Consider the following 11,176-nt stretch of genomic DNA (forward strand, 5'->3'; position numbering starts at 1 on the left):
TATGACTCCCGAAGGGGCCGAGCTTGCGGCCCGGCACCTGGCGGAACGCCTGCCGCCCTTGCTGGTGGCGGCCGAACGGGTCGCCGCCACCGTTGCCGGCGGCGCCCATGGACGGCGACGGCCCGGCGGCGGCGAGTCCTTCTGGCAGTTCCGCCGGCTGCAGCCGGGCGATCCGGCGGCGGCGGTGGACTGGCGCCGGTCGGCGCGCGGTCAGCGCCTGTTCGTGCGCGAGACCGAATGGGCGGCGGCGCAGACGGTGTGGCTGTGGGCCGATCCGTCGCCCTCCATGGCCTGGAGCTCGGACCGCGACCGCCCCGCCAAGGCGGACCGCGCCCGGCTGCTGCTGCTGGCGCTGGCGGCCCTGCTGCTCAAGGGCGGCGAGCGGGTGGCGCTGCTGCCGGGAACGCTGGCTCCGGTCACCGGTCCCGGCGCCCTGGCGCGGGTGGCCGAGGCGATGCTGGCCCAGACCGGGGAGGGCGCCGGATTGCCGCCGCCCGGGCGCCTGCCGCGCGATGCCGAGCTGGTGCTGGCCTCGGATTTCCTGATGCCGCTGGAACAGGTCGATGCCGGGGTGCGCGTCCTGGCCGCCACCGGCGCCGCCGGCCATCTGCTGCAGATCCTCGACCCCGCCGAGGAGACCCTGCCCTATGCCGGCCGGGTCCGCTTCTCCGGTTGCGAAGGCGAGGGCGAGACCCTGCTGCGCCGCACCGAGGATGTGCGCGACGCCTATGCCGGGCGTCTGGCCGCCCATCGCGACGGGCTGGCCGCCATCGCCCGCTCGGTGGGCTGGAGCTTCGGCCTGCACCGCAGCGACCACCCGCCCGAGGCCGCCCTGCTGGCGCTGCACGCCCGCCTGTCGGGGCGCTCCGGGGGCGGCCGTGGAGGCGGCGGCTGATGCTGGAGCTGGGGCCGCTCGCCTTCGCCACGCCTTGGGCACTGGCGGTGCTGCCGGCGCTGCCGCTGCTGTGGTGGCTGCTGCGGGTGGTGCCGCCGGCGCCGCGGCGGGTGGATTTCCCGCCGGTGCGGCTGCTGTTCGGCCTCGATGCCCGCGAGGACAGCGCCGCCCGCACCCCGTGGTGGGTGGTGGCGCTGCGCCTGGTCCTGGCGCTGTGCGTCATCCTCGGGCTGGCGCATCCGCTGTTCAATCCGGGCCGCCCCATGGCCGCCGCCACCGCGCCGCTGGTGGTGGCGGTGGATGACGGCTGGGCCTCGGCGCGCGACTGGAGCGCGCGGGCCGCCTGGCTCGACGACCTGCTGGCCCGGGCCGAGCGGGCCGGGCGGCCGGTGGTCCTGCTGGCCACCGCACCGCCCGCCGACGGCGCGCCGGTGGCGGCCTCGCCGGTCCTGCCGGCGGCCGCCGCCCGCAGCCTGGCGGCGGCGCTGGAGCCCAAGCCGTGGCCGCCCGACCGGGCGGCGGCGGCGGCGGCGGTGCGGGCGATTCCGCGCGACCGGGTGATGGCGGCGGTGTGGCTGTCGGACGGGCTCGAGGACGGTCACGGCGCCGAGCTGGCGCAGGCGCTGCAGACCCTGGGCGGCGGCCTCGACCTCGCCACCGGCCAGGCCGGCCGGCTGCTGCTGCCGCCCGACCCTGGTAACGGGGCGCCGGTGGTGCGCCGCCTGGCCGGGCTGGAACGGCCCGAGCGGGTGGCGGTGCGCGGCATCGACGGCGCCGGCCGGGTGCTGGCCCGCGCCGAGGCCGAGCTGGCCCCCGGCGAGGCCGACATCGCGGTGCCGCTGCGTCTGCCGGCCGAGCTGCGCAACCGGCTGGTGCGCCTGGACATCGAGGCCGAGGCGGGGGCGGGCGCGGTGGCGCTGCTGGACGAGGGCTGGCGCCGCCGCCCGGTCGGGCTGGTGGCCGCCGGCGCGGACGGGCCGCCGCTGCTGGCCCCCACCTATTACGTCGAGCGGGCGCTGGCCCCCCATGCCGAACTCCACCGCGGATCCATGTCCGAGCTGCTGCAGCGCAAGCTGTCCCTGCTGGTGCTGGCCGACCTGCCGGTGGGTAGCGGGGCGGCGCTGGCGCGCCTGCGCCGCTGGGTCGACGAGGGCGGCGTGCTGCTGCGCTTCGCCGGCCCCGCCCTCGCCCAGGATGCCGGCGCCGGGTCCGACGCGCTGCTGCCGGTGCGGCTGCGCGACGGCGGCCGCGCCCTGGGCGGCGCCATGTCGTGGACCGAGCCGCAGGGCCTGAGCCCGTTCCCGGCCGAGAGCCCGCTGGCCGGGCTGGCGGTCCCCGCCGATGTGCGGGTCTCGGCCCAGGTGCTGGCCGAACCCGATCCCGCTTTGTCCGAGCGGACCTGGGCGCGCCTGGCCGACGGCACGCCGCTGGTCACCGCCGCCCGCCACGGCAAGGGCTGGGTGGTGCTGGTCCACACCACCGCCAACGCCGAATGGAGCAACCTCGCCTTGTCGGGGCTGTTCGTCGACATGCTGCGCCGCTTCGCGCAACTGGGCGAGGGCGTCGCCGCCGCCGGTACCGCCGCCGCGCTGCCGCCGGCCGAGCTGCTGGACGGCTTCGGCCGCCTGGGTTCCCCCGGCGCCGCCGCCGCCGCCCTGTCCGGGTCGCCGGCCGCAATGCGGCCCGGCCCTCGCCACCCCCCCGGCCTGTACGGCCGCCCGGGGGCGCTGACGGCGTTCAACCTGGCCCCCGCTGTGGGACGGCTGCAGCCGCTCAGGCCGCCGCCCGGGGTCGCCGCCATCCCCCTCGACCGCCACGCCCGCGAGCGCGACCTGCAGCCCGCTTTGCTGGCCGCCGCCCTGGTGCTGGCCATTCTCGACCTGCTGGTGGCGCTGTCGCTGCGCGGCCTGCTGGCCCGCGGCGCGGCCGCCGGCGTGGCGCTTCTGCTCGCCGTTGCGCCGGCCGCCGCCGCCGACCGCTTCGCCCTCGAGGCGACGCTGGTCACCCGGCTGGCCTATGTCCGCACCGGCGATGCCGCCGCCGACCGCAAGAGCCAGGCCGGGCTGGCCACCCTGTCGCGGGTGGTCGGGCAGCGCACCACCGCGGTGCTGGGCGAGCCCATGGCGGTCGACCTGGAAGCCGATCCGGTGCTGTTCTTCCCGCTGCTGTACTGGCCGGCCACCTCGGCCCAGGCGCCGCCCTCGGAGCAGGCGGCGGCCCGGCTCGACGCCTATATGCGGGCCGGCGGGCTGGTGGTGATCGACACCGGCGCCCAGGGCGACGCCGCCGGGCTGGGCGATCCCGAGCTGGTGCGCACCCTGACCGAGGGGCTGACCCTGCCGGCGCTGGCTCCGGTGGGCGACGACCATGTGCTCACCCGCTCGTTCTACCTGCTGCGCGAGTTGCCCGGGCGCTGGGACGGCCCGGTCTGGGCCGCCTCGGGCGACATGGGCGGCCGCGGCGACGGGGTGTCGCCGGTGGTGGTGGGGGGCAACGACTGGGCCGCAGCCTGGGCCGCCGACGAGCGCGGCCACGGGCTCTATGCCGTCGTCCCAGGCGGCGAACGCCAGCGCGAGACGGCGCTGCGCTTCGGCATCAACCTGGTGATGTACGCCCTGACCGGCAATTACAAGGCCGATCAGGTGCACCTGCCGGCCATCCTGGAAAGGCTGGGGCGATGAATGCCCTGGGGAGTGCCGCCGGACTGGCCTGGGCACCGTTGCTGCCCTGGCCGCTGCTGGCGGCGCTGGCGGCGGCGGCGCTGGCGGTCTGGGGCCTGGCGGCGTGGCGCCGCGCCCGCGGCCGCTGGTGGCGGCTGCTGGCCCTGGCGGCGCTGCTGCTGGCCCTGGCCAATCCCCGACTGGTCGCCGAGGAGCGCCGGCCGCTGCCCGACATCGCCCTGGTGGTGGTCGATGACACGCCCTCGCAGGGTCTGGGCGACCGCCGCGCCGAGACCGAGGCGGCGCTGGCCGGGCTGAGGGCGAAGTTGGCGGCGCTGCCCGGCCTGGAGGTGCGCGTCGAGCGGGTCGGCGGGGCGGGGCAATCGGAGACGCGATTGTTCGAGGCGGTGGACCGCGCTTTGGCCGATGCCCCGCGCCAAAGGCTGGCCGGGGTGGTGATGATCACCGACGGCCGCGTCCACGACGTTCCCGCCGATTCGGGGCGCTCGCTGGGGGCGCCGCTGCATGCCCTGGTCACCGGCCGCCCGGGCGAGCGCGACCGCCGCCTGGCGCTGACCCGCGGCCCCGACTACGCCATGGTCGGGCGCACCGCCACCGTCGGGTTCAAGGTCGAGGAGAGCGGCCCCGCCGCCGCCGCCCGGGTCGAGGTGCGGATCGACGGCCGCCTGCACCTGACGGCCGAGATGCCGGCCAACCGCGAGGCCACCGTCGAGGTGCCGGTGCGTCATGCCGGCGCCACCGTGGTGGAGGTGGCGGTGGAGCCCGGCCCGGGCGAGCTGACCCTGGCCAACAACCGCACCGCCATCACCGTCACCGGAGTGCGCGACCGCCTCAAGGTGCTGCTGGTCTCGGGCCAGCCCCATGCCGGCGAGCGCATCTGGCGCAACCTGCTGAAGGCCGATCCGGCGGTGGACCTGGTCCACTTCACCATCCTGCGCCCGCCCGAGAAGGACGACCTCACCCCCATCCGCGAACTGGCGCTGATCACCTTTCCGGTGCGCGAGCTGTTCGAGGAACGCCTGGGCGATTTCGACCTGGTGGTGTTCGACCGCTACCGCCGCCGCGGCGTGCTGACCGAGCTCTACCACCAGCGCCTGGTCGAGTTCGTCAGGGGCGGCGGCGCCCTGCTGGTGGCCGACGGCCCCGATCCGGCCGGCGGCGGCGGTCTTTACGATTCGGCGCTGGGCGACATCCTGCCGGCCATTCCCACCGGCACGGTGCGCAACGAGGCCTTCCGGCCGCTGCCCACCCCGCTGGGGCGGCGCCACCCGGTGACCGCGGCGTTGCCCGGGGGCGAGGCCGATCCCCCGCGCTGGGGCTCGTGGATCCGGCTGATGGAGGTCTCGCTGCGGCGCGGCAACGCTTTGCTGGCGGGCGGCGGCGAGCGTCCGCTGCTGGTGCTGGACGAGGTCGGCGAGGGCCGCGTCGCCCAGTTGCTCTCGGATACCTTCTGGCTGTGGGCGCGCGGCTACGAGGGCGGCGGCCCCCACGACGAACTGCTGCGCCGCCTCGCCCACTGGCTGATGAAGGAGCCGCAACTGGAGGCCGAGGCACTGGCCGCCGAGGTCAAGGACGGCCGACTCGAGGTGGTGCGCCGCTCGCTGGCGCCGCCGCCGGCCACGGTGACGGCGACGCGGCCGGACGGCTCTCCTGTCGAGGTGGCGCTGACCGACCATGGCGACGGCCGCGCCACCGGTTCGGTGGCGGCCGACCAGCCCGGATTGTGGCGGGTCGAGGACGGCGCCCTGTCGGCGGTCGCCGCCGCCGGCGATCTGGGTGCCCTGGAACTGGCCGAGCCCACCGCCACCGACCGCGTGCTGGCGCCCGTGGCCGAGGCCACCGGCGGCTCGGTCCGCTTCCTCGCCGAGGGCGGGATGCCCGAGCTGCGCCGCACCGGCCCCGGCCGCCTGGCCGCGGGGCGCGACTGGATCGGTCTGGCGGCGCGCGGCGAACACCAGGTCACCGGCATCCGCGACATCGCCCTGGCGCCGGCCCTGGTGCTGCTGGCGGCGGCCCTGGGCGCCCTGATGGCGGCCTGGCGGCGGGAGGGTCGGTAGGAGATCGGAATTTCCGAATTAACCTATCGTTCGGAGTTATTACCTATAGCTTAACGCACACGCCCTGGGTACACTGCCCTCGCCAAAACGGCACCAGCACATCCGCAAACGGCAGGGGAAAGTCACAGTGGCGGACCGCAAACTGGGCCAAGTCCTGGGAAGGAAGCGTGCGAAGGTGGTGGACGCCATCGCCACCCGCGTCCTGCCCGAATGGCAGGTGTTCGTCCGCCGTCCCGATGGCCGCGCCGAGCACTTCACCGTCACCCGCAAGCGCCAGCTGCTGCTGATGGCCGGCATCGCCGCCATGGCCTTCTGGGCCGGCACCGCCACCACCCTGCTGTCGCAGAAGCCCGAGGAACTGGCCGAGAAGTCGCGCGAGCTGGAGGAATTGATGGCCTCCACCCGCGCCGCCCAGCACCGGCTGGCGGCGGCCGAGAAGATGGTGGGCGAGATCGCCCGCGAGGTCGACAGCGTCCACACCAACCTGACCGTGCTGGCCGAGTCCTCGGACACCCTGGCCAAGGATCGCCCCGCCGCCAAGGGCGGGCCGGCGCTGGCCCGGCTGCGGGTGGCGAGCGATCCCGCCTATGACGACGACAGCCAGACCGGCGCCTCCGAGGCCCGCCGGGTGCGCGAGCGCGTGCGCCAGTTGGAGACGTCGCTCGACCGCCTGCGCCAGGCCTATGCCGGTGCCGTCCAACAGACCGCCGAGACCGCCGGCAACCGCATCTCGGAGACCGAGAAGCAATTGTCGCGCCTGGGTCTCGATGCCGCCCGGCTGACCGCCAGACGCTCGCCCGGCCAGGGCGGGCCGTTCATTCCCCTGCGTCCCGGCCTGGGCGACGAGGTCGGCATGGGCGCACTGATCGAGCGCATGCAGCAGTGGAACGGCGTCAAGGCGGCGCTGCAGAAGCTGCCGCTGGCCGAGCCCATCCGCGGCGACTACGACTTCAACAGCGGCTTCGGCACCCGCAACGACCCGCTCAACAAGAAGACCGGCGTCCACGAGGGCATCGATCTGGGCGCCTCCACCGGTACCCCGGTCTACGCCACCGGCGAGGGCGTGGTCACCCTGGCCGGCCCGTGGGACCGCTACGGCAACACCGTCGAGATCGCCCACGGCGCCGGAATCGTCAGCCGCTACGCCCACCTGTCGCGCATCAAGGTGCGCGACGGTCAGCGCGTCACCCGCTCCACCGTCATCGGCCTGGTCGGCAATACCGGCCGCTCCACCGGGCCGCACCTGCACTACGAAGTGCGGGTGAGCGACGCGCCCAAGGATCCCGTCAAGTTCATTTCGGCAGGTCGCGATGTTCCAAAGGCTCGCTAAAGTCAACCAGGCCATGGGTGTCGTCACCCAGCGCTCCTCCGCCGTGCCGCTGTCGGTGATCGGTCCCGACGTGCGCATCGTCGGCGACATCATCACCCAGGGCGAGATGCAGATCGACGGCCAGGTCGAGGGCGACATCACCTGCCACAAGCTGGTGGTGGGCGAGGGCGCCGTCATCTCGGGCGCCGTCACCGCCGAGACGGTGAAGGTCCACGGCACCCTGTCGGGCCGGGTCAATGCCGGCACCATCGTCATCGCCCGCTCGGCCAAGGTGGTCGGCGACATCAACCACGACAGCCTGGAGATCGAGGCCGGCGCCGAGATCGAGGGCCACATCGTGCGCAAGGCGCCGTCGGCCCATGACGGCAAGAAGGCCGCCGCCCCCCACGCCAAGAAGGGCAACGGCGCCGCCCAGCCGCAGCCGCAGCCGCAGCCCGAACCGGCCCCGGCCCCGGCAGAGCCGCCGGTGGAAATCCAGACGGTGAACTGAGACTTCGCCCGGCTTGACGGCGCCGCCCGCGCCACCCATGCTTGGGCGCCATGATCACCGTCTACAACAGCGCCAACGGAAAACTGATCCGCGGCGGCCCCGAGGTCGCCGATGCCAGCGCGCTGTGGCTCGACCTGCTGGCGCCGACGCCAGAGGAGGAGCAGGCCGTCGAAACCCTGCTCGGCATCGACGTCCCCACCCGCGAGGAGATGCAGGAGATCGAGGTCTCCAGCCGGCTGTCGCGGGAAGGCGACGTGTTCTACATGACCACGCCGGTGCTGACCAATTCCACCGGCTTCAATCCCGAGAACGTCGCCGTCACCTTCATCCTGGTGCGCGGCCTCCTGGTCACCGTGCGCTATGCCACGCCGCAGGCCATCGCCGGCTTCGTCGGCCGGCTGGAGCGCATGCAGCCGCCGCCGGCCAGCGCCGGCGAGCTGACGCTGGGCCTGCTGGAAGCCATGGTCGATCGCATGGCCGACGTGCTGGAACGCATCGCGCTGGAACTGGACGGCATCTCGCACCGCATCTTCCACCAGGCGACCCCGGCGCGGCCGCGGCGGCGGACCAATTCGCGCGATCTCGAGGCGACCCTGCGCACCATCGGCCGCGGCGGCGACCTGCAATCCAAGGCCCGCGACACCATCCTGGGCCTGCGCCGCATCGTCGCCTTCCTGCCCACCGCCGCCGACACCCTGGGGGTGCGCGACGCCGGCACCCGCATCAAGACCATCGGCCGTGACGTGCAGTCGCTGTCGGAATACGCCGACTTCCTCAACAACAAGATCGCCTTCCTGCTGAACGCCACGCTGGGCATGATCAGCATCCAGCAGAACAACATCATCAAGCTGTTCTCGGTGGTGGCGGTGCTGTTCCTGCCGCCGACCCTGGTGGCCAGCATCTACGGCATGAACTTCCACTTCATGCCAGAGCTGGACAAGGCCTGGGGCTACCCCTTCGCCCTGCTGGCCATGCTGGCGGCGGCCCTGCTGCCCTACTGGATCTTCAAGCGCAAGGGCTGGCTGTAGCCGGTTTCAGTTTGGTGAAATTTTCCGGCAGCACGCGCCATAGGCGCTGGTTCAGGCGGAAACTTCGCCCCATTCGGGCCTCACCCTTCGAGACGCCGCCTGCGGCGGCTCCTCAGGGTGAGGCTACGGATACGGAATGACCTAGAGCCGGATGCTATCAGGTTGAATCGCGAGGCGATCCAACCTGATAGCTGAATCCGCCTCTAAATCAATAAATTAGAGTGCGATTCAGACATTAGGTCGGCGCACCCCGTGCGCCGACCTAATGTCATCGCGCTCTAAGTCTGCACCTGCGAGGGCGCCGTGCGGTCCTCAGGCCTTGGCGGCCTTCTTCGCCGCCGGCTTGGCGGCGGCCTTGGCCGGGGCCTTGGGGGCCGGGGCCTTGGCGGCCGCAGCCTTGGGCTTGGCCGCAGCCTTGGGCTTGGCCGGGGCCTTGGCCGGCTTGGCGGACTTCAGCTCGGCCTCGGCAGCCAGCCAGTAGTCCAGGTCGCGTCCCGGCGGGCACCCGTCGGTCTGCCACTTCCTGAAGGCCAGGTCCTTGATCTTGTCATGCTCGCTCATCGGTCGATCCCCCTGCGGTCTGGTCCCGGGCACCGGAACACTACCGCAAGGGGGATACCGGTACAATCCCCCCGGCCGGGTCCCCGGGCGGGTGGGTTGGGCTCAGGCGGCGTGGCGGCGCTTGGCCTCGCGGGCGGCGTCCGCTTCCTCGGCCGAATAGGCCTTGCCCTGCCACAGCATGGCGTAGCCGGTCTCCTCGTTGCCGTTCTCGCACAGCTCGAGGACCTGGCGGAACAGCGGCTGGAAGGTGTCGCTGCGGTGGGACCGCTCGTGCTCCTCGAAGCTGCGCCAGAAGGTGACGATCAGCGCCTCGCGGTCCTTCAGCGGCGAATCCACGGTCTGGCCGGTGGTCGAGCCCTCGTTGGAGATGAAGCCGGCATTGAGGCAGACGAAGCCGCCGATGAAGCCGGTGTCGGAATGGTAGGTCTTCACGTTCTCGCACAGCAGCGCCACCCGCTCCTGCAAGTCGTCGACGTCGAAACCCTGCTTGAGGACGACGCGGTTGACGGTGACGACTCCGTCGTGGGGGAAACCGGAAATCAGCATGGCAATCCTCCTGTATCAGCTGAGTCTAATATGGATAGTGAGACGCGATTTCAACAGGGGGTGGCGGCACACCCTTGCGCGAAAGTTACGGCTGCGGCAACAATGAGCGCATGGGGAGCAGCATCAACGACAATCCGCAGATGGAGGCCGGCCGCGCCTTGGCCGCCGGCTCGCGGGCGTGGTCCGAGGGCCGGCTGGGCCAGGCGGCGGCCGATTTCGCCCGCGCCGCCCTGCTGTCGCCGGCCATGCCGCTGGCCCACGGCAATCTGGGGGTGGCGCTGCGCAAGCTGGGCCGGGTCGACGCCGCCATCGTCTGCTACCGCCGCGCCCTGTCGCTGACCCCGGACGAGCCGGCCCTGCATTCCAACCTGGGCAACGCCTTGCGTGAACGCGGCGAACTGACCGAGGCCGAGGAGCATCTGCGCCGCGCCGTCGCCGCCAATCCCACCGCCCAGTTCCGCTACAACCTGGCGCTGCTGCTGCGCGACCGCCGCCGCCATGCCGAGGCCCGCGAGATCCTGTCGGCCCTGCTGGCCGAAGCGCCCGACAACCCCGACTACGCCTGGGACAAGGCGCTTTCCGATCTCTACCTGCTGGATTTCGGCGCCGGCTTCGCCGGCTACGAGGCGCGCTGGCGCCTGGCCCGCGCCCAGGCGCGCGAGCTGCCCGGTCCGCGCTGGCTGCCCGATACCGACATCACCGGAAAGCGGGTGCTGATCCTGGCCGAGCAGGGCTTCGGCGACGCCCTGCAATTCGCCCGCTTCCTGCCCATGGCGGCGGCGCGCTGCGCCGAGCTGACGGTGGAATGCCTGCCCGAGCTGTTGGACCTGTTCGCCGCCATCCCCGGCATCGCGCGGGTGATCCCCAAGGGGGCGCCGCCGCCGCCCCACGATCTGTGGGCGCCGATCATGAGCCTGGCCTGGCTGTTCCGCGTCACCCCGGCCTCGATTCCGGCCCAAATCCCCTACCTGCACCCGCCGGGGCAAGAGCGCCGCCTTCCCCGGCCGCCGGGGACCCAGCTGAACATCGGCCTGATCTGGGCCGGCAAGACCACGCCGCGCGACCGGTCGTGGCCGCTGGTCGAGCTGATGCCGCTGTTCGACGACGTCCGGGCGGCGTTCTGGAGCCTGCAGATGGGCGAGCGCAGCGCCGACCTGCGCAGCACCGGCGCCGACACGCTGGTGCGCGACCTGGCGCCGGCCATCTCCAGCTTCGCCGACACCGCCTGGCTGATGGGGCAGATGGATCTGATCATCACCATCGACACCTCGGCCGCCCACCTGGCCGGGGCGCTGGGCCGGCCGACCTGGATGCTGCTGCGCTACGTCTCGGACTGGCGCTGGCTGGACGAGCCGGAGACCTCGGCCTGGTATCCCACCCTGCGCCTGTTCCGCCAGCCCGACCCGTTCGACTTCGCCACCCCGGTACAGCGCATGAAGGCGGTGCTGGCCGAGGAGCTGCAGCGGGCGGCGGGCTGGCGCCCGGGGGCGTAACGGCTCGTCCCATTCGGGCCTCATCCTGAGGAGGCCGCGTCAGCGGCCGTCTCGAAGGACGAGGCCCGTCGCACGTTGGTCATGGTCCGCCCCAT

9 protein-coding genes are annotated in these 11,176 nt (G+C 73.2%); 7 read left to right on the forward strand and 2 right to left on the reverse strand.

All coding sequences use genetic code 11. The annotated features are described in order from the left end of the window. Position 1 precedes the first annotated feature (1 nt). From MTBUT4_RS05555 to MTBUT4_RS05580, 6 genes are all read left to right on the forward strand, one after another. Positions 2-895 carry a DUF58 domain-containing protein gene (locus MTBUT4_RS05555; RefSeq protein ID WP_173978673.1) on the forward strand — a complete coding sequence of 298 codons (894 nt, stop codon included), beginning with the start codon at positions 2-4 and terminating at the stop codon, positions 893-895. Then, positions 895-3,576 (forward strand): DUF4159 domain-containing protein, encoded by a 2,682-nt coding sequence (locus tag MTBUT4_RS05560; RefSeq protein WP_173978674.1) that lies wholly within the window; start codon positions 895-897, stop codon positions 3,574-3,576. Before MTBUT4_RS05555 ends, MTBUT4_RS05560 begins: the two co-directional genes overlap by 1 nt. After that, positions 3,573-5,633 (forward strand): hypothetical protein, encoded by a 2,061-nt coding sequence (locus MTBUT4_RS05565; protein ID WP_173978675.1) that lies wholly within the window; start codon positions 3,573-3,575, stop codon positions 5,631-5,633. Before MTBUT4_RS05560 ends, MTBUT4_RS05565 begins: the two co-directional genes overlap by 4 nt. Before the next feature lie 175 nt (positions 5,634-5,808). Beyond that, positions 5,809-6,963, forward strand: coding sequence for a M23 family metallopeptidase (locus MTBUT4_RS05570; protein ID WP_254434750.1), 1,155 nt, complete (start codon positions 5,809-5,811; stop codon positions 6,961-6,963). Further along, positions 6,944-7,453: a polymer-forming cytoskeletal protein gene (locus tag MTBUT4_RS05575; RefSeq protein WP_254434751.1), complete on the forward strand. Its 510-nt coding sequence runs from the start codon at positions 6,944-6,946 to the stop codon at positions 7,451-7,453. Before MTBUT4_RS05570 ends, MTBUT4_RS05575 begins: the two co-directional genes overlap by 20 nt. 50 nt (positions 7,454-7,503) lie before the next feature. Continuing rightward, the gene (locus MTBUT4_RS05580; RefSeq protein WP_173978676.1) at positions 7,504-8,481 is read left to right on the forward strand and encodes a magnesium transporter CorA family protein; all 978 of its coding nucleotides are present in this window, start codon (positions 7,504-7,506) and stop codon (positions 8,479-8,481) included. Between the two features lie 312 nt (positions 8,482-8,793). Here MTBUT4_RS05580 and MTBUT4_RS05585 read toward each other — a convergent pair whose 3' ends face one another. Both MTBUT4_RS05585 and MTBUT4_RS05590 read right to left on the reverse strand, forming a co-directional pair. Further along, a complete protein-coding gene (locus tag MTBUT4_RS05585; protein WP_173978677.1) occupies positions 8,794-9,042 on the reverse strand; it encodes a DUF2934 domain-containing protein in 249 nt (82 codons plus the stop codon). Between the two features lie 102 nt (positions 9,043-9,144). After that, positions 9,145-9,588, reverse strand: coding sequence for a ligand-binding protein SH3 (locus MTBUT4_RS05590; RefSeq protein ID WP_217424114.1), 444 nt, complete (start codon positions 9,586-9,588; stop codon positions 9,145-9,147). Positions 9,589-9,698: 110 nt separating this feature from the next. On the opposite strand from MTBUT4_RS05590, the gene MTBUT4_RS05595 reads away from it, so the two are divergent. Further along, the gene (locus MTBUT4_RS05595; protein ID WP_254434752.1) at positions 9,699-11,081 is read left to right on the forward strand and encodes a tetratricopeptide repeat protein; all 1,383 of its coding nucleotides are present in this window, start codon (positions 9,699-9,701) and stop codon (positions 11,079-11,081) included. Positions 11,082-11,176: the final 95 nt, after the last annotated feature.

The organism is Magnetospirillum sp. UT-4 (genome assembly GCF_902729435.1).
Lineage (GTDB): Bacteria > Pseudomonadota > Alphaproteobacteria > Rhodospirillales > Magnetospirillaceae > Magnetospirillum.

What these genes read in the sequence shown, in the direction of transcription:
- MTBUT4_RS05590 (WP_217424114.1), bottom strand. Translation starts at nt 9,588, where the DNA reads ATGCTGATTTCCGGTTTCCCCCACGACGGAGTCGTCACCGTCAACCGC.
- MTBUT4_RS05580 (WP_173978676.1), top strand. Translation starts at nt 7,504, where the DNA reads ATGATCACCGTCTACAACAGCGCCAACGGAAAACTGATCCGCGGCGGC.
- MTBUT4_RS05565 (WP_173978675.1), top strand. Translation starts at nt 3,573, where the DNA reads ATGAATGCCCTGGGGAGTGCCGCCGGACTGGCCTGGGCACCGTTGCTG.
- MTBUT4_RS05585 (WP_173978677.1), bottom strand. Translation starts at nt 9,042, where the DNA reads ATGAGCGAGCATGACAAGATCAAGGACCTGGCCTTCAGGAAGTGGCAG.
- MTBUT4_RS05575 (WP_254434751.1), top strand. Translation starts at nt 6,944, where the DNA reads ATGTTCCAAAGGCTCGCTAAAGTCAACCAGGCCATGGGTGTCGTCACC.
- MTBUT4_RS05595 (WP_254434752.1), top strand. Translation starts at nt 9,699, where the DNA reads ATGGGGAGCAGCATCAACGACAATCCGCAGATGGAGGCCGGCCGCGCC.
- MTBUT4_RS05560 (WP_173978674.1), top strand. Translation starts at nt 895, where the DNA reads ATGCTGGAGCTGGGGCCGCTCGCCTTCGCCACGCCTTGGGCACTGGCG.
- MTBUT4_RS05555 (WP_173978673.1), top strand. Translation starts at nt 2, where the DNA reads ATGACTCCCGAAGGGGCCGAGCTTGCGGCCCGGCACCTGGCGGAACGC.